The 23,500-nt window shown below is 59.4% G+C and carries 20 protein-coding genes and 1 riboswitch; of the genes, 10 read left to right on the top strand and 10 right to left on the bottom strand.

Features of this window, described 5'->3' with window-relative positions; translation table 11 throughout:
- Together PMX72_RS09180 and PMX72_RS09175 are read right to left on the bottom strand one after the other, a co-directional pair.
- A partial coding sequence (locus tag PMX72_RS09180; RefSeq protein ID WP_271729754.1) for a GGDEF domain-containing protein occupies positions 1-768 on the bottom strand: 768 nt, incomplete at its 3' end.
- Positions 769-893: 125 nt separating this feature from the next.
- Positions 894-3,611, bottom strand: a complete 2,718-nt coding sequence (locus PMX72_RS09175; protein WP_271729755.1) for a bifunctional diguanylate cyclase/phosphodiesterase — start codon at positions 3,609-3,611, stop codon at positions 894-896.
- 324 nt (positions 3,612-3,935) lie between these two features.
- Between PMX72_RS09175 and PMX72_RS09170 the strand changes: the two genes are divergently transcribed.
- Positions 3,936-4,805 (top strand): patatin-like phospholipase family protein, encoded by an 870-nt coding sequence (locus tag PMX72_RS09170; RefSeq protein WP_271729756.1) that lies wholly within the window; start codon positions 3,936-3,938, stop codon positions 4,803-4,805.
- A gap of 162 nt (positions 4,806-4,967) precedes the next feature.
- Here PMX72_RS09170 and PMX72_RS09165 read toward each other — a convergent pair whose 3' ends face one another.
- Genes PMX72_RS09165 through thiM form a run of 3 tightly spaced genes read right to left on the bottom strand, consistent with a single transcriptional unit; the run spans position 4,968 to position 6,844 of the window.
- On the bottom strand, positions 4,968-5,663 hold the full coding sequence (locus PMX72_RS09165) for a thiamine phosphate synthase (RefSeq protein ID WP_271729757.1): 696 nt from the start codon (positions 5,661-5,663) through the stop codon (positions 4,968-4,970).
- On the bottom strand, positions 5,660-6,001 hold the full coding sequence (locus PMX72_RS09160; protein WP_225093307.1) for a thiamine-binding protein: 342 nt from the start codon (positions 5,999-6,001) through the stop codon (positions 5,660-5,662). Before PMX72_RS09160 ends, PMX72_RS09165 begins: the two co-directional genes overlap by 4 nt.
- Positions 6,002-6,004: 3 nt before the next feature.
- Positions 6,005-6,844 carry a hydroxyethylthiazole kinase gene (gene thiM / locus PMX72_RS09155; protein WP_271729758.1) on the bottom strand — a complete coding sequence of 280 codons (840 nt, stop codon included), beginning with the start codon at positions 6,842-6,844 and terminating at the stop codon, positions 6,005-6,007.
- 51 nt (positions 6,845-6,895) lie between these two features.
- Positions 6,896-7,006: riboswitch (TPP riboswitch) on the bottom strand.
- 163 nt (positions 7,007-7,169) lie between these two features.
- Between thiM and PMX72_RS09150 the strand changes: the two genes are divergently transcribed.
- From PMX72_RS09150 to PMX72_RS09135, 4 genes are all read left to right on the top strand, one after another.
- Positions 7,170-8,078, top strand: a complete 909-nt coding sequence (locus PMX72_RS09150; RefSeq protein WP_271729759.1) for an HAD-IIB family hydrolase — start codon at positions 7,170-7,172, stop codon at positions 8,076-8,078.
- Positions 8,079-8,088: 10 nt separating this feature from the next.
- Positions 8,089-8,985 (top strand): LysR family transcriptional regulator, encoded by an 897-nt coding sequence (locus tag PMX72_RS09145; protein WP_117563541.1) that lies wholly within the window; start codon positions 8,089-8,091, stop codon positions 8,983-8,985.
- 155 nt (positions 8,986-9,140) lie between these two features.
- On the top strand, positions 9,141-10,274 hold the full coding sequence (locus PMX72_RS09140; RefSeq protein WP_271729760.1) for a 5-methyltetrahydropteroyltriglutamate--homocysteine S-methyltransferase: 1,134 nt from the start codon (positions 9,141-9,143) through the stop codon (positions 10,272-10,274).
- Between the two features lie 122 nt (positions 10,275-10,396).
- Positions 10,397-11,731, top strand: coding sequence for a uracil-xanthine permease family protein (locus tag PMX72_RS09135; protein ID WP_118384855.1), 1,335 nt, complete (start codon positions 10,397-10,399; stop codon positions 11,729-11,731).
- Positions 11,732-11,791: 60 nt separating this feature from the next.
- Here the strand turns inward: PMX72_RS09135 and PMX72_RS09130 are convergent, their stop codons facing one another.
- Together PMX72_RS09130 and PMX72_RS09125 are read right to left on the bottom strand one after the other, a co-directional pair.
- The gene (locus PMX72_RS09130) at positions 11,792-12,457 is read right to left on the bottom strand and encodes an alpha/beta hydrolase (RefSeq protein WP_271746210.1); all 666 of its coding nucleotides are present in this window, start codon (positions 12,455-12,457) and stop codon (positions 11,792-11,794) included.
- A gap of 137 nt (positions 12,458-12,594) precedes the next feature.
- Complete coding sequence (locus tag PMX72_RS09125; protein WP_271729762.1) at positions 12,595-13,908, bottom strand: NCS2 family permease; 1,314 nt, start codon at positions 13,906-13,908, stop codon at positions 12,595-12,597.
- Between the two features lie 193 nt (positions 13,909-14,101).
- On the opposite strand from PMX72_RS09125, the gene PMX72_RS09120 reads away from it, so the two are divergent.
- Both PMX72_RS09120 and bsh read left to right on the top strand, forming a co-directional pair.
- Complete coding sequence (locus PMX72_RS09120) at positions 14,102-14,521, top strand: peptide deformylase (RefSeq protein WP_117563534.1); 420 nt, start codon at positions 14,102-14,104, stop codon at positions 14,519-14,521.
- Positions 14,522-14,652: 131 nt separating this feature from the next.
- The gene (gene bsh / locus PMX72_RS09115) at positions 14,653-15,618 is read left to right on the top strand and encodes a choloylglycine hydrolase (protein ID WP_117629622.1); all 966 of its coding nucleotides are present in this window, start codon (positions 14,653-14,655) and stop codon (positions 15,616-15,618) included.
- A gap of 81 nt (positions 15,619-15,699) precedes the next feature.
- Here the strand turns inward: bsh and PMX72_RS09110 are convergent, their stop codons facing one another.
- Both PMX72_RS09110 and PMX72_RS09105 read right to left on the bottom strand, forming a co-directional pair.
- Positions 15,700-17,946 carry a KUP/HAK/KT family potassium transporter gene (locus tag PMX72_RS09110; RefSeq protein ID WP_334203752.1) on the bottom strand — a complete coding sequence of 749 codons (2,247 nt, stop codon included), beginning with the start codon at positions 17,944-17,946 and terminating at the stop codon, positions 15,700-15,702.
- A 139-nt stretch (positions 17,947-18,085) separates the two neighbouring features.
- Positions 18,086-18,997, bottom strand: a complete 912-nt coding sequence (locus tag PMX72_RS09105; protein WP_271729763.1) for a DMT family transporter — start codon at positions 18,995-18,997, stop codon at positions 18,086-18,088.
- Positions 18,998-19,115: 118 nt separating this feature from the next.
- Here PMX72_RS09105 and PMX72_RS09100 point away from each other — a divergent pair, with 118 nt between their 5' ends.
- Positions 19,116-19,973 (top strand): LysR family transcriptional regulator, encoded by an 858-nt coding sequence (locus PMX72_RS09100; protein WP_271746209.1) that lies wholly within the window; start codon positions 19,116-19,118, stop codon positions 19,971-19,973.
- Between the two features lie 202 nt (positions 19,974-20,175).
- Positions 20,176-21,657 carry an aminotransferase class I/II-fold pyridoxal phosphate-dependent enzyme gene (locus PMX72_RS09095; RefSeq protein WP_271729767.1) on the top strand — a complete coding sequence of 494 codons (1,482 nt, stop codon included), beginning with the start codon at positions 20,176-20,178 and terminating at the stop codon, positions 21,655-21,657.
- A 199-nt stretch (positions 21,658-21,856) separates the two neighbouring features.
- On the opposite strand, the gene PMX72_RS09090 is transcribed toward PMX72_RS09095, so the two are convergent.
- Positions 21,857-22,267, bottom strand: coding sequence for a peptide deformylase (locus tag PMX72_RS09090; RefSeq protein ID WP_117774396.1), 411 nt, complete (start codon positions 22,265-22,267; stop codon positions 21,857-21,859).
- A 214-nt stretch (positions 22,268-22,481) separates the two neighbouring features.
- Between PMX72_RS09090 and PMX72_RS09085 the strand changes: the two genes are divergently transcribed.
- Positions 22,482-23,393, top strand: a complete 912-nt coding sequence (locus tag PMX72_RS09085) for a hypothetical protein (protein WP_117734540.1) — start codon at positions 22,482-22,484, stop codon at positions 23,391-23,393.
- The last annotated feature ends 107 nt before the right edge of the window (positions 23,394-23,500 follow it).

Here is a 23,500-nt window from a genome sequence, read left to right as displayed (position 1 = left end):
GCTTGCCCGTATCGTAGGCAATGCGCCGAATGCTCGCCATCGAAATTTATCGGTGGCCCACTTCAGACTGTAATGGGGTTGTTCGGTGATCGGGCGTTGCAGCGCATCGCCTTCTTCCGGTTGTTGCACACGGTACATGAGCTTGTAGCGATACATTTTGCGGTCGGCGTCCTTTGTCATCTGGCGACGCGTATCGCCTGCAAGTGGGTCGACGCGCGAGCAGCCAAAGCTAAAGCTGGCGATCATGGGCGCCTTGCCGTCCGATGTTGCCTCGATAAGATTGGCACGCGTCCGCTCCAGGCGCTGCTCGAGCTCGGCTTCGTCTGTCGTGGGGGATATAAGTACAAATTCGTCTCCACCGATACGGAACAGCAACTCATCGTGCTCCATTGTCTCGGTGAGTGCGCGGCAGATGCTCAGAATGTAGCGATTGCCCTCGGCGTGGCCAAACTTATCGTTGCAATGCTTAAGGCGGTCGATATCGATATAGGCGCAGGTGAAGGGGGTGCCTTTGCGCCAGAGCTGATCGACATGGCGGTCGAGTCCGCCACGGTTGCCAAGATTGGTGAGCGAGTCGATATAGGCGCCGTGCTCAAGCAGCTCGCGTTCTTGTTGCAGGATGGCGAGCGTTTTCTGCAGTTGCTCACCGATGGCACGCAGCTCCGGGGGCAGCGCGGCAACATCGAGCTCGGTGGTTGAGGCCCCGTTCGCAAGTCGCTGAAGATGAGCGATGATTGATTGCTCGCCCAGGCGATACGACTCGTTCATGATGGATTGCCTCCTTGGATGGAACAATGGTTTGTATCTTACTCCCAATTCGGTTTAGATTGGAGTATTAGTTAGCTCATGGGAACAAACGCTCCCCTCGACGGTGGCGTTTGCGTGCGAGCGTATTAGTTGTTGTCGCCACCATCGAGCAATGCCTCAAAATCCTCCGCCTGCATGGGGCGGTAGTAGAGGAATCCCTGAGCGTAGCGGGCGCCCATGTGGCGCAGCATGTTTGCCTGCTTGTCCGTCTCAACGCCTTCGATCACAACGGGCAGATGGAGTGACTGCGCCATCTCGAGCATTGATGAGATGATTTGCACGCTGCGGCCCTCATCGCCGTTATCGGGCACAAACGTGCGATCGAGCTTGATGACGTCGACGTTGACGTTCTTGAGCATCGCGAGCGTGGACTGGCCGGTGCCAAAATCGTCAATATAGGTCGAGAAGCCGCGGGTGTGCAGGTCGGCCGTTAGTTTATCCACGGCCTCGGACTCTCCCGTATAAGCTGTCTCGGTGATCTCGATGCGCATGAGCTCGGGCGGCAGGTTGTATTGGGCGGCGAGCGCTCCCATATGCTCGGCAACGTCGCAGGCAAGGATATCCACGCGCGACACATTAAGCGAGATCGGAACCACACGAAGCCCCCGATTGATGCGCTCGCGCAGCCACAAGGCAACGCCCTGCCAAACGTATTTGTCGAGCGTCACCACAAAACCGCTTTCCTCGAGAGCGGGGATAAAGGTGGCGGGCGAAATGAGGGAGCCATCCTTGTCGATCCAGCGCGTGAGCGCTTCGGCGCCAATGATCTCGCCGGTTTCCATGTCGACCTGGGGCTGCAGGTAGTAGGTAATACGGCCGTTGGAGAGCGCGTACTGGAATTCGGTCAGCGTGCGGTGGAACGAGATTTCGCGCTCGTACTCCTCGGGGCGGAAAATGGCAATGCGCTCCTTAAAGTCGTTTTTTGCGCGCCGATTGGTAAACATGGCCTTGGCCTGCGCATCGATGGTGATTTTCTCGTTGGAGTCGATGGGGTAGACGCCCATGGACGGCCAGAATCCCACGCCGTCATCATACTTGGCCACGGCCTGGCGAACGCGGCTATAGATCTGATGGACGGTGTCGTGTTCAAAGGGGATGAGTATGCAAAAGTCGTCTTGGCCCCAGTACCCTGCGACGCCCATGTTGGCATTCTCGATGTCCTTGAGGACCGTGCCCACATCGGCGAGCATGCGGTCGCCCTCGGCCTGTCCGTGCCATTCGTTGAACAGTCGCATGTGTCCCATATCGACGGTGGCGATACACCAAGCGCCGTTGCGCCTTGTCTCGAGAAATTCGTTGGCGCGGCGCATAAACACGCTGGGTCGATAGAGACCCGTGAGCGGATCGATGCGTTCGGCGATGGCGCTTTTGCGCTCCACCTCGGGTATGGGGAGGCTGTCGTTGGGAACAAGCCCGCCGGCCGTGCGAATGCGACGGTCGAGTTCGCCTAAAACGGCGGCCGTTTGATTGGTCAGGTGCTCGTAAAAGGCCGGAACGACAAGACAGACGGGGGTAATGGTGTCGTCCGCGATTCGAACGGGAGCGAAAACGGCCTCTTTGAGATGTTGGATCAGTTGCTCGAATGCTTCGTGATCCAAATTGTTGCTAAGCACGACGAACTGGGCGTTGCGTGAGCGGAAGACGCGACTCCTGCCGCGAGTAATCGACAGCATGCGGCCTGCGTATTCGGCGAGCATGTTGTCGACGGCCTCGGCCCCGTAGAGCTCGTTGAACTTTGCCGTGCCGCGAACGCGCACTGCTATAAGCCCCGTCTTGCAACGGTCGCGACGGCAGGCATCGATAGCGTTGATCAGCGTGCGCTGCGTTCCGAGGCCCGTGGCGGCGTCGACGGTCTCGGCAAGCGAGTGGTTGACGAGCTCGCCGACATAGAGCGAGGGGACATTTCCGTCGCCGTCGATACGAAACCCGCGAGCACGGCCGAGGATGTAGTCGCCGGCGGCGTTGCGCACGCGGTACTGCATGACGTGGCGATGTTTGGAGCCGTCATAGATTTGGTCGATGTCGTTGGTATAGGCCTCAAGGTCATCGGGATGGACACGCGTTTTCCAGTAATCGTGGCAGTTGTCTATATGCTCCGAAGGAAGACCAAGATCGCGCAAGGCGCCTTGTGACCAAAGGGTTCGATGTTTGTCCAAGTTCTCGATAAAGAAATATCGGCCTTCGTTGAGCATCGAAAGGGCGTCGAAAATGCGATCGCTTATTTCGAAGTCGTCGGTGTGGGCTTGTGCGATATTGCGTCGATCAAGGTGCACGGCATGACGTAGCTTGTAGTCGTACATGCGATGATCGGCATCGTTCGTCAAGCGATTGGGGGCTTCGCCCAGGGCGGGGTCGGCGTGTGCCACTCCGTAGCTAAACGAGTGAGGCATCTCGGCATCGTTGTTTTTGAGCAGGACCGTTCGGCAGCGTTCCAGACGTTCGGCGAGGTCGTCCTCGGTTGCAATCGTAGACAGGATGGCAAACTCGTCGCCTCCCAGACGAAACGCCGCTTCGTCCACCTCCATATACAGCTTGAGATAGAGGCTTACCTGCAAGATATAGCGGTTGCCCTCGTCGTGTCCAAAGATGTCGTTGCAGTGCTTAAGGTTATCGATGTCGATAAACGCCATGGTTACGGGCAATTCCTGCTCCCAGATTTCCTCTAGGGAACGGGTAAAGCCGCCGCGGTTGCCAAGACCGGTAAGCTCGTCGGTAAAGGCAGTCCTGATCAGATCGTCCTGACGCTCGAGAAGGTCACGGATGGTCTTTTCGAGCGTCTCGGTGTAATTGCTGGCGATATCCATGCTGTAAGCGGCTTCCTGAGGTCGGGGTGTATTGCGTCGGGCGAGCTCGTTGTACACACGCGTTGCTGCTCAACGCTTTGCGTGTATCCAGGCCCCCGCCTTGCTGCGTCGCTGGTTTAATATGTCGGTCCGTGTTCGCTGCTGATAACTATTGAGTAGTATAAACAACAATAGAGGATTGTATATGGGTGCCCCTGCCGCGGGCGGCTATTATTCGCCAATCGGTAGCATGACGATGCGATGCTCGGTATAAATGCGACTGAGTCGATATATGTTGGCGGGTATACTTGTTCCGCTTTAAAACACGGGAACGGAGATGGTCGCATGGCACAGCCAGACACGACGCGCACGGTGGGGCTTGCGCTCGAGGGAGGCGGCTACCGCGGTATGTATACGGCGGGCGTGCTCGACGTATGGATGGAGCACGGCTTAACCTGCGACCATATGGTGGGTGTCTCGGCGGGCGCGGCGTTTGGCTACAACTTTAAATCGCGCCAGATTGGCCGCGCCATTCGCTACAACAAGGCCTATTGCGCCGACAAGCGCTATGCGAGCGTGACGAGTTGGTTGCGAACCGGCGATATGTTCAATGCCGAGTTTGCCTATCATGAGGTACCCATCGAGCGCGATCCCATCGATCTGGAGGCATATCGCGCCTGCCCCATGCGGTTTACGTGCGTATGTACCGATCTTAAGACGGGGCAGGCCGTCTACCATGACCTGCCCTATGGCGACGAGCGCGATATCGAGTGGATCCGGGCGTCGTCTGCCATTCCTGTGGCGACGCGTCCCGTTGCCATCGAGGGTCGTAAGTACTTGGATGGCGGTGTTGCCGATTCCATTCCCAGCGCTTGGCTGTTTGAGCAAGGCTATGACCGCAACGTGGTGGTGCTGACGCAGCCGGCGGGTTTTGTAAAGCAGCCCAATAGCGTGATGCCTATGCTGCGTCGCGTGTATCGTCACTATCCGGAGTTTGTTGCGGCGCTTGAGCATCGGCACGAGGTCTACAATGCCACGCTCGATGACCTGGCGCGTCGCGAAGCCGCTGGCGAGATCTTTGTGGTGCGGCCGAGCGAATCGGTGAAGGTGCCGTCGCTGTGCCGCGAGCCCGATGAGCTCGAGCGCATTTACCAGATCGGCCGCCGCGATGCGGAGGCGACGTTGCCCGCGCTGGAAGCGTATCTGGCGGGGTAGGGACTACGCCGGAAACTGCATCCCGTAATCAGCGTTCAGACTGGGACGCAGTTTCCCGCTGGTCCTCTATGCGGAAAGCGCATCCCAGAATGGACGTCCAAACTGGGATGCGCTTTCCGCTATTGAAGATATGGGACTGCGGAGCAACTGCTCGGTCTAGGCTTATGCCTGCTGCCAGGTATCGACGAGCTCCTTGGCTGCGGCGTAGGGGTCGTCGGCACTGCAGACGGCGCTCACCACAAAGAAGCCGTCGACGCCGGTAGTCTTGAGCTGCGGCAGGTCGGCTTTCTTGACGCCGCCGCCCACCACGATGGGCACGGGGCTTGCTGCATGGAGGGCAGCCAGGTCCTCAAAGCTCTTGGTGATGATGGAGCCATCTGCCGCGCGTCCGCAGTCGCGCTTGGTCTCGGTCTCGTGAAGCGGGCCCACGCCCAGGTAATCGACCAGGCTCATATCGGCGGTCTTGACGTACTCGAGCATCTCCTCGCAGCGGGCGGAAAGGCCCACGATGGCATCGGGACCCAGAAGCTTGCGGCAGACCTCGACGGGGATATCGCTCTGGCCCACGTGCACGCCGTCGACGGCGATGCCCTGCTCGCGTGCGGCAAGTACGCAGTCAAGGCGGTCGTCGATCAGCAGCGCGACCTGCCCGGTTTTGCCGGCCTGGGCGATGGCCTGCGCGGCATCGCCCGTCAGTGCGATGATCTCGCGGGCGCTTGCCACCTTGGAGCGCACTTGGATGCAGGTAAAGCCGGCGTCGAGTGCCTGGGCCACCACATCGCCCACGGGGCGTCCGAGGGTGTTTTCGGGGCCGAGTACCAGATAGGCAGAGATATCAAGGTTGTCGCGGATGCTCATCGTGCTTCCTCCTGCTTTTTGATCTGAGCTTCCATACGCTCGAGTTTGCCGGTCATGGTATCGGTAAAACCGGGGCGAATATCGGCTTTGAGCACGACTTCGGTACGGATACCTTTGCTCGCCAACACAAAGGTTGCGTCGCGCACGACCTGCATGACCTCGTCCCAGTCGCCCTCGATCTCGGTGAACATCGAGGTGGTGCGGTTAGGAAGGCCGCTCTCGCGAATGACGCGCACGACCTCGGCGACCTCGGCGGATAGCTCGTCACCGGTGCCGCACGGGGCGATGGCCACGGCGACCAGGGTGTTCATGCCGGCATTGGTTGCGGGCTCGGACATGGCTTATGCCTCCTCGAGCTCGAGTTGGTTGTCGGCAATGTCCCGGGCGGTTGCGCGGTAGAGCTCGTCGATAAAGGCGACCTTAAAGCTTGCCGGGGCATCGGCAACGGCGGCGGCACGCGTGCCGGCAACGTTGTAGGCGGCGGTGCCGCAGATGGCCGCCGTAAACGGGTCGGCGGCGCAGGCATACACGGCCAGCACGCCGCCCTGCGAGCAACCGCAGCCGGTGATTTTGGACATGAGCGGGCTGCCGCCGTGGGACTTGGCCACGGTCGTGCCGTCGGTAATCAGGTCGACTTCGCCCGAGACCACAACGGCGCCGCCGGTGTAGCGGGCGAGCGCCACGGCGGCGCCGCGGGCGGCGTCTACCGTGTCGGTGGTATCGACACCGCGCACGCGACTCAGATCGGCCGCTTCGCCCTCAAGGCCCCACAGGCCGGCGAGCGCGATAATCTCGGAGGCATTGCCGCGCACGATGGCGGGTTTGTACTGCTTGAGTTCGCCTACCAGTTGGGTGCGCAGGCTGCCGATGCCCAGGCCCACCGGATCGAGCACCCAGGGCTTGCCGGCGTCGTGTGCCGCCTTGGCCGCGCGGGGAATCGTCTGCTCGTAGATGGGGAAGAGTGTGCCCATGTTCAGATAGATGGCGCCGCCGCCGGCAACGAGTGCCTCGCCCTCGTCGGGTAGATAGACCATGGCGGCCGAACCGCCCACGGCGAGCTGCGCGTTGGCGACAAAGTCAATCGTCACCGTGTTGGTGATGGAGCCCGCCATAGGATTGGTGGCGCGAATCTTCTCCACTGCCTTGACCACGTCTTGCTTAAGCTGTTCCGAATCGATCACCGCACATGCCTCCTTGGCATAGAAAAGGGGCGCTGTGCATAGACAGCGCCCCTAAAAAGTCGGCATGCTCCCTACGCCAGCATTAACTGACAGGTTCAAAGGATTGGGCCCCATGCCCTCTCAGCCTTGTGGTTTGCACCGCCGGCACTCCCGCATCGAATCTGTTGTTCCCTATACTAGCGCACCTGCCAAAAAGGGACAGGTTTATTTTGGCAGGTAACAACTGGGGCTTTGCGTTTTCCCAGATAAAACCTGCCAATATAAACCTGTCTCTTTTTGGCAGGTCGGTACAATAGACGGGATTAAGAATGACCGAGGGGGCCTTATGATTAAACTTGTGCTGACCGATATGGACGATACGCTGATTCCAGCCGGGCATGACGGCGCCAGCGACTACGCCATCGAGGGCATTCACGCCATGCGGGCGGCGGGTCTGCACTTTGGCCCGGTTTCGGGTCGCCAGCCCTCCGCGATGGGCTGGATGTTCCGCAATCGCGCCGAGTGCTTCTCGACCGGCGCGTTCTGCAACGGCCAGGTCATGTTTGTGGACGGCGAGGTGGTAGCCTCGCATGCGACCGACAACGCCGCCCTTATGCGCTTGGCTGACTACTTGGAGCAAGAGACCGACGATACGTATCTGAAGGTCTACGGCCTGGGTGATGACTTTTGGGGCAACGATGCCTATTGTGTGACGAGCGACCCCGAGCGTGTGCGCCGCGCCATGGAGTCGGGCGGCAACGCATGGCTCAAGGGCGAAGAGGCCCCGTGCCGTCCTGTCGTCGATGACGCGTCGGTGTTCAAGGCGAATATCTGGAGTGCTCGTTCGCGTGAGGAGCTCGCGGAGCTCCGCGAGCGCGTTGCCGCTGAGGTGCCGGAACTCTCGCTTGTGTTTCCCAACAATCGTGTGCGCCTGTTCGACATTCTTCCAGCAGGTTGGGACAAGGGTTGCGCTGCGCTGGAGCTGGCGCGCGCTTTGGACCTGACGTCCGACGAGGTGGCCGTATTTGGCGATTCCGATAATGATTTGCCCATGATCGATGCCGTTCCCAACTCCGTTGCAGTCGCCAATGCCAACGAGGCCGTCACGGCGGCAGCGCGCTGGCATATCGGCACTGCGGCAGACGATGCGGTCGCCGGGGCTCTACATCAGATCGCCGCCTGCGCCGCGACGGGGGAGATGCCGTCGTTTATGCGCCAAATGGACGCGGCGGGTTTTGGCGTCACGAACGTCTAGGGAGAAGGCTATGAAGCTTCAGCAGCTCAGATATGTTGTTAAGGTTGCCGAATGCGGCAGCATCACCGAGGCCTCGCGCCGGCTCTTTGTGTCGCAGCCCTCGATCACCGCGTCGATCCGCGATCTCGAAAACGAGATGGGTGTACACATCTTTGAGCGCACCAACAAGGGCGTCATTGTGTCCGAGGAAGGCGAGACCTTCTTGGGCTACGCGCGCCAGGTGCTCGACCAGGCCGACCTGCTCGAGGGCAAGTACAAAGGCACGTCCGAGCAGGTGCCGCACTTTAGTGTGAGCTGCCAGCATTATTCCTTTGCCGTTAATGCATTTGTCGATGTGATCCGCGAGTTCGATGCCGCGCGCTACGACTTTACCCTGCGCGAGGAGCAGACCCACGAGATTATCGAGGACGTCGCGCATATGAAAAGCGAGCTCGGCATCCTGTATCTGTCGGAGCACAATCGCGAGGTCATCGAGCGCATGCTGGCGGCCAACGAGCTCGTATTCGAAGGACTCTTCTGCGCTACGCCGCATGTCTTTGTGTGCTCCGACCATCCGCTGGCGGGTCGCTCGAGTGTGACGCTCGAGGACTTGGAAGACTACCCGTTCCTGTCCTATGAGCAGGGCAGCTACAACTCGTTTTACTATTCCGAGGAGCTGACCTCGACCTTTGAGCGCCGCAAGAATATCCGCGTGCGCGACCGTGCGACGCTGTTCAACCTAGCTATGGGCCTTAACGGTTACACGGTGTGTTCGGGCGTGATCAGCCATGAACTTAACGGCCCCGGCATTATCTCCATTCCGCTCGATGTAGACGAGTACATGGAGATCGGCATCATCACGCGCAAGAACACGACACTTACGCGCTACGGGCAGGCCTATATCGAAGCGATTCGTCAGCACATCTAGACTGCTGCGTTCTGCACGGGTCAAATCTCTTTATGGCAGTCCAAACTGATATAGGAAGCATCTATATCAAACTGTTATAAACATATATTTTACGATGTCCATATGAGCGCTCATACTCTGTCCCAGTAAAGCAACCAATGCAAAGGGAGATATCTATGAGCACTTCGATTCAACCGAACGCGCCGTTTCGTGCCGATATCGTCGGCAGTTTTCTTCGTCCGCAGGCTGTAAAGGACGCCCGTGCCGCCTATGTCGCGGGTAAACTCGACGCTTCCGGCCTTAAGGCCGTCGAGGACGAGGCCATCCGCGACTTAGTGGCCAAGCAGAAGGCTGCCGGCCTGCAGGTGATTACCGATGGCGAGTTCCGCCGCAGCTACTGGCACCTCGATTTTATGTGGGGCCTCAACGGCATTGAGCGCCGCGCCTCGCGCACGGGCTACATGTTCCACGATGAGGAGACTACCGCCGACACCGCCGTGGTAACCGGTCCCATTAGCGGCGAGAATCATCCGTTCGTCGAGCACTTCAAATTTATCAAGTCGCTCGAGGGAGAGGGCCAGGTCGCGCGCCAGACCATTCCGGCGCCGATCCAGACGTTCTCTGAGGTCACGCTCGATCGCTGCGACGGCCAGCAGGAGAGCCTGCGCGCTGTCTATAAGACCGATGAGGAACTTGCCGACGCCATTGCAGCCGCTTATCGTACGGTGATCGCCGACCTGTACGCAGCAGGCTGCCGCAACATCCAGTTTGATGACTGCACCTGGGGCATCTACTGCGATACCGATTTTGTTGCCAAAACCGGCATGAGCCCGGTCGACCTGCAAAAGGTAAGCGAGCTGGGCGTGGCGCTCAACAATGCCGCCATCGAGGGCAAGCCCGACGATCTGGTTATCAACACGCATGTATGCCGCGGCAACTACCACTCCACCTACGCTTTTGAGGGCGGCTACGACCCCATCGCGCCGTACCTGTTTGCGCATGAGGACGTTGACGCGTTCTATCTGGAGTTCGACACGCCCCGCGCCGGTGGTTTTGAGCCGCTCAAGTACGTTGCTCCCGGCAAGAAGGTCGTGCTGGGCTTGGTGACCACCAAGGCGGCAGAGCTCGAGAACGAGGATGTTATCGTCGAGCGCATCCGCGAGGCGGCAAAGTACGTGCCGCTCGAGAACCTGTATCTGTCTCCGCAGTGTGGCTTTGCCAGCTGCGAGATTGGCAATAAGCTGACCGAGGACGAGCAGTGGGCAAAGATTGCGCTGGTCAGGCGTATTGCCGAGCGCGTTTGGAAATAGCGCTAGCGTTTGCAGGTGGCGGCGCGTGCGAGGTACTGCATATCGCGTACAATGGTTCGGATCGTATCGTTCGGGCAGGTTATCCGATATGCCTGATCGCCCTTCCATTCGAAAGGACTTCCATGTCCCAGTCTTCGACGCCCGCCGTCACCGATGCCATCTACGATGCATCGTCGCTCGGCCGCCCGCGCATGTTTGTGTTGGGTTTGCAACACATGTTTGCGATGTTCGGAGCCACGGTGCTCGTGCCCGTGCTCACCGGCCTTTCCGTTTCGGCGACGCTTCTGTTCGCCGGCATCGGCACGCTGCTGTTTCATTTTCTATCGCGCGGTAAGGTGCCCGCGTTCCTGGGCTCCTCGTTTGCCTTTATCGCGGGTTATGCCGCCATTGCGCCCAACGGCGAGGCTGAGCTTTTGCCCTACGCTTGCCTGGGCGTAGCTTGTGCCGGCCTGCTCTATCCGGTGCTTGCGGCCCTGTTCCGCGCCTTTGGCGCCAAGCGTGTCATGCGTTTCTTCCCGCCGGTGGTGACTGGCCCCATCGTCATTTCCATCGGCTTGATCCTGGCAAGCTCTGCCATTGCTAACTGCCAGACCAGCTGGTTTGTTGCTGCTATTGCCGTTGCCGTGATCATCATCTGCAACATTTGGGGCCGCGGCATGGTCAAGATCGTGCCGATTCTGCTGGGCGTTGTGGTGAGCTATGCCGTTGCGGCCGCGCTGGGCGAGGTCGACTTCTCTGGCGTCGCAGCCGCCCCCTGGGTTGGCTTGCCCGTCGTGTGGGACAACACCGTGTTTGCGCTCTTTGGACCGCAGTTCGATAGCAGTCTTGCCACGACGGCCATTATCACCATCATGCCACTGGCCTTTGCGACCATGATTGAGCACATTGGCGATATCTCCGCCATCGGATCGACTTGTGAGCGCAACTACATTGCCGATCCCGGCCTGCACCGTACCCTGCTCGGCGATGGCCTGGCGACCATCTTGGCATCGCTCTTTGGCGCTCCTGCCAATACGACGTATGGCGAGAACACCGGCGTGCTTGCCTTGACGCGTGTGTTCGACCCGCGTGTGATTCGCATTGCCGCCTGCTGCGCCATTGTGCTTTCGTTCTGCCCCAAGTTTGCTGCGGTGATTGCCGCCATGCCGGCATGCGTTATCGGCGGTGTGTCGCTCGTGCTCTACGGCATGATCAGCGCCGTTGGTGTACGTAACCTCATCGAGAACCAGGTTGATTTCCAGAACAACCGCAACGTGCTGGTGGCGGCTCTGGTGCTCGTGCTTTCGCTCGGCATTGCCTACAGTACCGCCGGTGCCATCGTGCTGGAGTTGGGCGGCGTGACGATTTCGCTTTCGGGCCTTGCCGTGGGCTCGCTGGTGGGCATTGTGCTCAACGCCATCCTGCCCGGTAACGACTTTGAGTTCGATACTTCCGAGCTTGAGGAGACTGCTGAATAGCAGCTGCGTTCAGCCAAATTAAAAATGGCGTCCATGCGTATGTACGCGTGGATGCCATTTTTAATGCGTCAGTATCCAGTGGATGCCGCGTGCCATGCGCAGGTCAGTTTGGGTAAAGTGATTGCCGGGGTTGAGCTCCAGCGTTGTTGGAATGTCACGCTCGATAAACAGCTCTTCCATCGCGCGCGTATCGTCGAGTACGTGCCGCATCATGCGGTTGGGCGTCTTGGTTTCCTTTTTGCCGAGTGACAGATAGACGGCGTCGGGCGTAGCTGTCATCGTGCGCTCGCGCGCGTAGTCGATAAAGCCGGGGAACCACAGCGACCCCGATGCACTCGCCGCGCGCTCAAAGACATCTGTTTGCCAAAGTGCCCACAGTGCAAAAAGACCCGCCAACGAGTAGCCGGCAACGCCGCGCCAGGTGGGCGGTTGCGGGAGCGATGATTCGGCCTCTGGGATTATCTGCTTCAACAACTCGTCAAGAAAACCAGCGGCCTGTCCACCAAAGGGCTCGGCATCGCGCACGGTACCGTCGCATACCCAGGGGCTCAGCTCGCGATTCCAGTTGAGGCTGCCAATGCCGACAAGCGTGAAGGGCGGGCAGTCGAGCTCTCGGCAGCGCTCGTAGACTTCATTACCGTCGCCCATAACCACGGGGAGGTAAATGACGGGCGCTCCTTCTGTGCACTCTGGATAAACGGTTATCTGCTTATGATGCGCTTCCAAGGCAGGCTTCTCTCGGTGTTGTGATATTGACAGCCTCAATTGTCGCACGCTGGCACGGGGGCAGACGCTAAAAGAAAGGCGCGGAGCCGCTTGGTGCGACTCTGCGCCTTATGGTTTTGCTTTGGCAGGCTGTGCCGTTACGCCACGAAGAAGTAGACGAGGAAGGCAAGGGCTGCGATCCACATGAGCGGCTTGATCTTGGAGGCCTCGCCCTTAAAGAGCGCGACGATCACGTAGGCGATAAAGCCCAGGCCAATGCCGGCAGAGATGGAGTAAGTGAAGGGCACGCCGGCGACAATCATGAACGCCGGGAAACCCTGCGACACGTCGGACCAGTCGATCTCGGAGGCCTCGCTCATCATGAGGTAGCCGACGTAGACCAGAGCACCGCAGGTGGCGGCGCTGGAAACGATGGTGACGATGGGGGAGAAGAACGCGGCGAGAATGAACAGCACGCCGGTGGTGACGGAGGTGAGGCCCGTGCGGCCACCGTCGGCAGCGCCAGAGGTGGACTCGACGAAGGTGGTGATGGAGGAGACGCCCATAAAGCCACCGGCAGCAGCGGCCACGGAGTCGACGACCAGGATGGGACGGATGTCCTCGACATTGCCGTCCTCGGTCAAGAACTCGCCCTGCTTGGCGACGGCCATCGCGGTGCCCATGGTGTCGAAGAAGTCGCTCATGAGCAGCGAGAAGGCAACGACGAGCAGCATCGGGTCGGTCAGGACCTTCACGATGGCAAGGTTGCCGTCGGCAGTGCTGGCAAACGGGGCGCCGAAGGTCGAGAAGTCGAGCGGTGCGATGAGGCCCTCGGGCGCATGGGTGACGCCCAGCGGGATTCCGGCGATAACGGCGACGATGATGCCGATGAGCAGCGAGCCCGGCACGTTGCGGGAAGCCAGGGCAACCGTCACGACGATGGAGATGATGCCGACGATAAAGGTGGGGGAGGCGATGTCGCCCAGGCCGACGAGCGTACCGGCGCCAGCGGTGATGATGCCGGCGTCGCACAGGCCGATCATGGCGATAAACAGGCCCAGACCCACCGAGATGGCGTGGCGCAGGACCACGGGGATGGCGTCCATGATGGCCTCGCGCAGGCCGCAAAGGACGAGCAGCAAGATGACGATACCCTCGAGGAAGATAACGCTCATGGCGACGTGCCAGTCACCGCCGCACATGGTGGTGGTGATGCCCGCGATCATGGCGTTGATGCCCAGGCCTGAAGCGCAGGCGAGCGGGCGGTTTGCGAAGATGCCCATGCAGATGGTCATGATGCCGGCGCCCAGGCAGGTGGCGCAGGCGAGCGCTCCCGCATCAATGCCAGCGCCCGAGAGCACTGCGGGGTTGACGGCGATGATGTAGGCCATCGCCAGGAATGTTGTCAGTCCAGCGCGAAGTTCGGTCCCGATTGTGGACTTGCGCTCACTGACGTGAAAAAGTTCGTCCATGCATACCCTTTCCTTGTTCGGCCCCGAGTTTAGGCCGATTGACACGAACTCACTTACTATATCGTCTTTACAACCTTGCTGTTCCTCGCATGTTGATGTTCGGCGCTTTGTAACAGACGGACGGTATTTATCGCATGAAAATGTGTGGGTACCGTATACTTAAGCGGTTACAACGACCCCTATGGAGGAACGTATGATTAAAGAGCTTTGCCACGACGAGGCTATCCTGTCCCAGCGTTGCGAGGTTGCGACCGTCGAGGACGAGTCGGTTGCTCAGGACCTGATCGATACCATCAAGTCGCTCGACGATGCCGGCTGCCTTGCCGCTAACCAGATTGGCGTTACCAAGAAGGTCTGCGTCTACCTGGACGACGCCGGCGAGCCCCACGTGCTCTACAACCCCCGTCTGGTGTTTGGCCTGGGCGCCAGCAAGATGGAGGAGAGCTGCCTGACGCACGAGGAGGTCACCAAGTCCACGCGCTATATCAAGTGCAAGGTTGCCTTTGACCAGATCGTCGATGGCAAGATGCGCGAGCGCAAGCAGGACTTTGTCGGCTTTGAGGCGCAGATGGTCCAGCATATGATCGACCACTGTCTTGGAAAGTTGGTCTAAGGGGACCAAAGCACCGCACTTCGTCTCTTTTGGTCCGGGCGTGACATTGTTGTCATGTCCGGGCTTTTGTGTTTAGCGCCTTTTTGTTTGGTGACAATAACCTTAGCAGGACCGTAAAGCTAGGAGGCGCTATGTGCACGAGCATTCGATTTACCGATAATTCTGGCCACATGTATCTGGGCCGCAACCTCGACTGGAGCTTTGACTACGGCCAACAGGTTCGCGTGATGCCGCGCGGGTTCCACATTCCGTATTCGTTTATCGACGATGCGTCGGCGGCACACGCGGTAATCGGCATGTGCATCGATTACAAGAACTATCCCATGTTTTTCGACTGTGGTAACGATGCGGGTCTGGCTGTGGCGGGGCTCAACTTTCCCGGCTATGCCGAGTATGCCGAGGGCCCTGTCGACGGCAAGAACAATATCGCGGCCTATGAGTTTCCCCTGTGGGTGGCAGCGACGTTCTCGACGGTCGATGAGGTCGAGGCCGCGCTGCGCGACACGGTGATTGTCGCCAAATCTGCCGGAGAGGGGCTGGGCGTGTCGCTGCTCCATTGGATTATCGGCGACAGCCAGCGCAGCATCGTGGTCGAGATGATGGCTGACGGCCTGCATGTATACGACGATCCGGTCGACACCCTTGCCAACCAGCCGACCTTCCCGTGGCACATGGAAAACCTGCGCACCTATATCACCGCCACAAGCGATTTTCCGCAGACGGCGACATGGCGTGGCGCCGAGCTTAAGCCCTATGGAGCCGGTGCCGGCATGCGCGGCATTCCGGGCGATTGCTATTCGCCGAGCCGTTTTGTAAAGGCGGCGTACCTCAATGCCAATTACCCGCAAAAGGAGAGCGAGACCGAAAACGTCGTTCGCATGTTCCGCTCGCTCGAGGGCGTGGTGATGATTGAGGGGGCGTCCAGGATGGGCGATGGCAAGTTCGAGAAGACTATCTATACCGGATGCTTTAGCGCGCGCACGGGCAATTATTACTACGCGATGTATGGGGATCCGTCGATTCGTTACGTGAGCCTGATGGATGCCGAGGGCGCGAGCCCCGATAGGCTCGTGGTTCCCGAGCCGCGTCGTTCGTAGCTCACTGGTCCGTTGCGACATAAAACGGCCTCGCACCTCTTATGAGATGCGAGGCCGTTGTCGTCAATGGCTGGTGGCGTGTTAGAAGTTGGCGTCGTTGAACTGGGTGCTCTCGAGTCCGTCGAGTTGCTGTTTGGGCGTATCGGCGACGCTCTCGAGCAGCTCGGTGGGATCGACGTTCATGCTCTTGCCGGCCTCGTTGCCGTTGACCAAGTCGTCCGAGAAGATGTCGACCTCCATTTCCTCGGCCTCTTCGATCTGAACCTCGAGCGGCACCTGGGTGCGCACAAGTTTGACGGCCGGGCGCATGCGGGCAAAGAGCGGTACGTACTCAATGATGATGGCCGAGTTCTCGAGACCGTACCAGCGTGCCGGGCTTCCGCAGGCGCGGCGGACGGCGTACTTGATGGCCATGACGCGATGGTCGTTGCGGTTGATGTCCGTTTCGGGGGCAAGCATCTTGCGCAGCATGCAAAAGCGGAAGTCGCCCACGTTGCCGCGTGTCTCGTAGATAGAGTAGGTGTGATGCTGCGGCGGCAGCTCACCCGATGCCATCAAGTCGCCAACGATTTGGCGCAGGTAGGCATTAACGCGCTGGTTGACCTTAAAGCCCAAGTCCAGGCGCACGCGGAACAAAAAGTCCGTGCCAAAGGTCTCGACGGAATACTCGTGCGTATAGGGTTCATCGGTAACGTGCACGTTGATGAACCAGTATGCCTTGGCGCGCTTGGGATGTTTGTCCAGGATGGAATAGAGCACGTCGCGGTCGAGCGTGAGCGGATCGGGGCTGTTGGTGAGGAACACCAGATTGTCGGCGAGCACGGGGTAGGTCTCGTCGTTGCGCAGGCGGTTGAGCTGGTCAATGTACTTGGAGACGGGCAGCAGGATCGTCTGCGTGCGCTCGATGGCGGTGCCGCGGCGCCACACGTACATAAGGCCAAACAGCAGCGAGGCCAAGAAGATCATTACGTAGCCGCCGTCAAAGAACATGGTGAGGCACGAGGCGAAGAAGCACAGCTCAATGGCACCGAAGAGCAGGGCGAAGACGCAGGCGCCCAGCTTGTGCTTGAGGATGCCGGCGATATAGCTCGTCAGCAGCGTGGTGGTCATAAGCATGGTCACGGTAATGGCGAGGCCGTAGGCGCTCTCCATGCGCTCGGAGTTCTGGAACAGCAGCACAATGAAGATGCAGCCGACCCACATGATGTTGTTGACGAGTGGAATATAGAGCTGGCCCTTGGTGTCGCTGGGGTAGTGGATGCGCAGGTGCGGCATAAGGTTGAGGCGCGTTGCCTCGGATACCAGCGAGAACGAGCCGGTGATGAGCGCCTGTGAGGCGATGATGGCCGCCACGGCCGAAAGCACGATGGCAAAGGGGCGTAGGGGCTCGGGGAGCATCATATAGAACGGGTTGACGATATCCATCGCGAGCATCTGGGGGTTGGAGTTATTGGCGAGTAGCCAAGCTCCCTGACCCAGATAGTTGAGGATAAGGGCCGCCTTAACAAATGGCCAGGATGCATAGATGTTTGCCTTGCCCACGTGGCCCATGTCCGAGTAGAGTGCCTCGGCACCGGTTGTCGACAGGAAGACAAAGCCGAGCACCATAATGCCCGAATGGTTGATGGGCGAGAACAGGAACATAATGCCGCGGATGGGGTTGAGCGCGCGCAAGATGGACAGGTTGCCGAGCATGTTGAACAGGCCAGCGCCTGCCAAGAACAGGAACCATAGTGTCATGAGCGGGCCGAACAGCTTGCCGATCGACGAGGTGCCGGCGCGCTGCATGGCAAATAGGCCGCAGATAATGATGATGGTAATAATGATGACGTTGGTTTGCCCGTCACCCAAAAGCGCGTGACCCCACTCGATGGTGCGCAGGCCCTCAATGGCCGTGGTGACCGTGACCGCGGGGGTGAGGATGCCGTCGGCGAGCAGCGCCGCGCCGCCGATCATGGCGGGAAGGATCAGCCACGGTGCCACCTTGCGCACGAGACTGAACAGGGCGAAGATGCCGCCTTCGTTGTGGTTATCGGCCTTCATGGCGATTACCACGTATTTGACCGTGGTCACGAGCGTCATGGTCCAGATGACGAGCGAAAGTGCGCCCAGAATCATGTCCTCGCTGACGGTGCCGATGCCGCCGTTGTTGGCGACGATTGATTTCATGGTGTACATGGGGCTCGTGCCGATGTCGCCATAGACGACGCCGAGCGTTACGAGCAGCATGCCAGCGGAGAGGGGGATGGCTCCGTGCCCGCCTTGCCCGCGCTGGTCTTGGAGGTTTGCCTCCAGTTTGTTGTGTGCCACGAGGACTCCCTTAGACATCCGGTTATCTGTCTAGGACAAAAAACTTTATGCCGTCTTTATACATACAAGAGCAGTTTGGCACATCGGGTTATTTTAGACAATAATCCTCAGCTGGGGATTATTTATCTACGCAGGTAGCATTTCAAAGCAGGGGCTTTTAAGCACGTGCTATCTGGGCGATGCCAGCCTTGGCGTTTGCGCGTTTGCCGGCGAGTTCGCAAAAAATCGCGCCGCCGATGATAAGCGTGGCGCCCATCAGGCGGACCGGCGTTATGCCTTCGCTCAAAAGGATGGCGGAGAACACAACGGCCGAAAGCGGCTCGAGGTAGCCGACAACCGCGACGGTCTGCACAGGCAGCTTGGCGACGGCGCTAAAGTAAAGCAGGCAGCCGACGCCGGTGTTGACGACGCCGAGCATAGCGACGGCACGCCAATCGATGCTTGCGGCGATACCGGGGGAAAAGAACGAGGGGGCGCCTTGGGTGACGAGCGTGAGGACCAGCGCGGTCACAAAGGCGGCGCTCACCTGGAGTGCAGAGTTCTCGAGGCCTTCGATGTGTGGCGCGCCTTTGCTGGCGATGACCATCAACGCGTAGCAGAAGGCCGAGGCAATGCCACAGACGATGCCCGCAATGGGCATGTTGCCGCCGAGACCCTGCGCTGCAATGAGAAAAGCGCCGCAGGCGACGGCGATAAAGCCGGCGATTTTGCCGCCGGTCAGTTTTTCGCCAAAGATAAACGGCGAGAGGGCCATGACGATGATGGGGCCGCAGTAGTACAGCAGCGAGGATACGCCGACGCCGATCGTTTGATAGGCGCGGAACAGAAAAATCCAGCTGGCGCCCAACGCAGCTCCCGAGAGGATCAAGGCCGCAGCTTCGCGAGGGCGGGATGGCGCCTGCAGTTTATGGCGTTGGGTGATGGCGAGGATGGTGACAAGCGAGAAGGCTCCCAGAAAGGTGCGCAGCAGCACGATATCGGAGCTCGGCAGCGCGATGGCCGCGGCAATGATGCCGTTGGAGCCAAACAACAACAATGCTGCTAAGTATGTAAACAGTCCGTTGTTCATGCGCTGACATCCCCTCTATATCCGAACATATTCACTATGGGTGAACTGGCTTTAGAAGAAAAGCGAATATAATGCATGGAAAACATAACAAAAACTCATGCAAGGGTGGGGACGTGCCGTGGAGACCAATATCCAAAAGATGCAAGTGCTGCTCGAGACGGTGCGTGCCGGCAGCTTTACGCGTGCTGCAGAGCGGCTGAGCTATTCGCAGTCGGGCGTGAGCCGCATGGTGGGCGACCTTGAGGCAGACTGGGGTTTTAAGGTGCTTGATCGCAGCCGCGAGGGCGTGGTGCTTTCTGCCGATGGGCGGCAGATCATGCCGGCGGTTGAGGCGCTCTGCGAGGAGTTTGGCCGCCTGCAGCGACACGTGGACGAGATGCGTGGGCTCATGCGCGGCAAGATCTGCATTGGTACGTTTTCGAGTGTGGCGACCCACGTGCTGCCACCGGTCATAGCGCGTTTTCGCGCCGATCACCCGGACGTCGATTATGAGTTGCTGATGGGCGATTACTCAGAGATTGAACAATGGGTGGCGGAGGGGCGCTGCGACCTGGGCTTTATCCCGCGTGAGCCCCGAGAAAACGGCATGGCATCACGGTCTTTAGTGTGTGATGAGCTGATGGCGGTGGTGCCGACAGATTCGTTGCTTGCCACGGCGGAGTTCGTCTCTCTTACCGATTTGGCAAGAGAGCAGTTTATTCTGCTGGAACGGGGTACCGATGATGAGATTACGCCGCTATTCCGTCGGGCGGGGCTGGCGGTGCGCTCAAAACTGTCGACTTGGGATGACTATGCGATTATGGCTATGGTCGAGGATGGCCTGGGCGTGAGCATTCTTCCCGCGCTCATCTTGCGTCGCTGCCAGTTCGATGTTGCTGTGCGTCCGCTCGAAGGGCATCCCCATCGGCAGATCAACGCCATATATCGAACGGCCGATGTTTCGCTTGCCGCCGCTCGTTTCCTCGAATACCTCTAAATGCGTGCACGTCGTTATCGCCTTGGGATAAATCTCGAGGTCTTGCTCATTTTATTTTTGAAATTGAACTTTTCGAAATAGCACGGCGTTATACTGCTGCCTAAATTGAACTCAGGTTCAATTCGTGTTGTATAAATTGAACTTTGCCAGCAAGGAGGTTCTAGTGGCCCAAGAGACGTTTAGCGATCGTCTGCGACAGGCTATGTCCGATCGCGACGTTCGCCAGTCGGACGTGATCCGCGCATCGGAGATGCTCGGCAAAAAACTCGGCAAGAGTCAGATGAGCCAATATGTGAGCGGCAAGACGATTCCGCGGCACGATGTGGCTGAGCTGCTCGCCCGTATTTTGGAGGTCGATGTTACCTGGCTGCTTGCCGGCGACGCCGATCAAGGCGAGGCATCATCACCCCGCAACGATTCCAAGCCCGAACCCCATCCCTCAGCTCAAATTGCAAGGAGCACCACCATGCGTACTTTTTCTAAATCCACCAAGCTCGATAACGTCCTGTATGACGTGCGCGGTCCCGTCGTCGACGAGGCCGCCCGTATGGAGGACGAGGGCGAGCGCATCCTCAAGCTCAATATCGGCAACCCGGCGCCCTTCGGTTTCCGCACGCCCGATGAGGTCATCAAGGACATGCGCCAGCAGCTGCCCGACTGCGAAGGCTATTCCAACTCGCGTGGCCTGTTCTCCGCGCGCAAGGCGATCATGCAGTATTCGCAGATCAAGGGCCTGCCCAACGTTCAGATGGAGCATATCTACACGGGCAACGGCGTGTCCGAGCTCATTCAGCTTTCGATGAACGCGCTGCTCGACAATGGCGACGAGATTCTGATCCCCAGCCCCGACTATCCGCTCTGGACGGCGTGCGCAACCCTTGCCGGCGGTCATCCTGTGCACTATCTGTGCGATGAGCAGGCGGATTGGTATCCCGACCTGGAGGATATGGAGTCCAAGATCACGAGCGCGACCAAAGCCCTCGTTATCATCAACCCCAACAACCCCACGGGCTCGGTCTACCCGCGCGAGGTGCTCGAGGGCATCGTCGAGGTTGCACGCAGGCATCAGCTGATGATCTTTGCCGATGAGATCTACGACCGCCTGTGCATGGACGGCTACGAGCACGTCTCGATTGCCTCGCTCGCTCCTGATCTGCCCTGCGTCACCTTTAGCGGCCTTTCCAAGTCGCACATGATCGCGGGCTATCGTATTGGCTGGATGGTGCTTTCGGGCAACCAGCGCTGCATGAGCGACTTCATCATGGGCATTAACATGCTCTCCAACATGCGCCTGTGCTCCAACGTGCCGGCTCAGTCGATCGTTCAGACGGCGCTCGGTGGCCATCAGTCCGTCAACGACTACATCCGCCCCGGCGGCCGTGTCTACGAGCAGCGCAACTTTGTGTATGAGGCGCTCAACAAGATTGACGGCATCTCGGTGGTTAAGCCGCGTGCGGCGTTCTACATCTTCCCCAAGATGGATGTGAAGAAGTTCAACATTACCGATGACGAGCAGTTCGCCCTTGACCTGCTGCACGAGAAGAAGATCCTGATCACGCGCGGCGGCGGCTTTAACTGGGCTGAGCCCGACCACTTCCGTATCGTGTACCTGCCGCGCATGGAAGTGCTCAAAGAGTCCCTCGAAGACCTCGCCGACTTCTTCGATCATTACCGCCAATCGTAGGGGATTAGGTGTCTGCCGCCACAAGAATCGAGGCGTCGCAGGATAGACATACGACAGCGAGCGAGCCGCATTTGCGCCAAGGTGACGTGAAATGAGAGGGCGCTGACCTTTTGGTCGTGCCCTCGAAATTGAACGTCAGATTGGCGTGAATGCGGCTCGCGCAGCGTCAAGTGGTCCGCCGTTCGGTAGAACGGCGGAACTATATAACGATTCCGCAACAGTGGTCGATTTCGTGTTGGATGATCTCGGCGGTGTAGCCCGAGAAGTTCTTGATGCGGTGGACGAAGTTCTCGTCCAAATACTCCACCTTAATGCGGCGGTAGCGGGTACAGGGGCGCTCACCGATCAACGAGAGGCATCCTTCGCTCGTCTGGTAGGCATTGACCTGCTCAAGAATCTGCGGGTTGTACATAAGCAGCGACTTGCTGCCGTCCTTTACGCAGATGATGCGTTTGCGCACGCCGATCATATTGGCGGCGAGGCCAACGCACTCGTGCTCATGCTCATGGAGCGTATCCAGGAGGTCCTGCCCGGTCGCGGCATCATCGGGTCCCGCGTCTTCGGAAGGCAGGCGCAAAAAGAACTCGGATTTCATGATGGGCTTAATCATGGCGGGCTCCTTAAGGTGGACACGTTTGGTTCAGGTCATGATACCGCGACATGTCGCATTAATGTGTGCACATAGATTCTGCAGCTAGATTGGATGGCGACACCATAAACTAATGGACGTTTTGCCGAGAGGCATGAATGTTTAAAGCGCAAAGAGTGCGCGACGGGCCCCGCGAATGGGGCGATGATGCCCGAGAGGGCCAAGAAGGAGTCTCATGTCCGAGAACGAAGAGATCATGAACGAGACCGAGAACGAGACCATGGCTGCCGAGGTTGAGGCAGTCGAGACCGTGGAGACCGAAGCTGCTGAGGTTGAGGCTGCTGATGAGGTTTCCGCCGAGGAGGAGGCCGAGGTTGTCGAGGCCGCCGCTGATTACGATGACGAAGAGCTGATGGACAAGATGCAGAAGGCCGCTCGCCTGCTGCGTAGCCGTCGCTTTGCTATTTCCAAGGAGGAGGAGGCCAAGGCCGAGCGCATGGCGAACATCGAGCGCGCCATCAAGCTTCTTGACCTCAAGCCCAAGATGGAGCAGAAGGAAATGTCCGACCTGCTGGGCATGCGCCTTCGTGAGCTCGATGGCCTGATGGCCGAGGCCGAGGCTGCCGATCTGGTCGGCCGCATCGACGACGCCGAGGGCGATATGCGCAAGATCGTCGTCTTCGCTGCCGAGGATGCCGCCGAGGGCCTGGTCGAGCTTGCCAACAAGAAGGAGAAGCTCCTGCCCGAGCTTTCTTACGAGGAGGCCACCGAGTTGATGGCCGCTCTCGATAAGGTTATCGCTCCGCTCGTCGCCATGGGCCTGGACGAGGACCGCGGTCCTCGCGGTGGCCGTGACGATCGCGGTGGCCGTGGCGGCGACCGCGGCGGTCGCGGTGGCTTTGGCGATCGCGGTGGCCGTGGTGGTGACCGCGGCGGTCGCGGTGGCGATCGTGGCGGCCGTGGCGGCTTTGGTGACCGTGGCGGCGACCGTGGCGGTCGCGGCGGCTTTGGCGGCAACCGTGGTGGCTATGGCGACCGTGGTGGCAACCGTGGCGGCTTCGGCGGCAACCGTGGTAACGACCGCGGCGGTCGCGGTGGCGATCGTGGCGGCCGCAACGGTGGCGGCTTCCGCGGCAACCGCTTCTAATTAGTTACGCGGTTCTACGAACCGCGTAACCAGTTGACGCTACGCGCCTCCCAGGGCGACAATTTGTCATTCAAAAGGCAGGGCATGACCAGAAGGTCTATGCCCTG

Source organism: Collinsella aerofaciens, assembly GCF_028207065.1.
GTDB lineage: Bacteria > Actinomycetota > Coriobacteriia > Coriobacteriales > Coriobacteriaceae > Collinsella > Collinsella aerofaciens_AR.
This window is presented reverse-complemented; position numbering and strand designations above follow the sequence as displayed.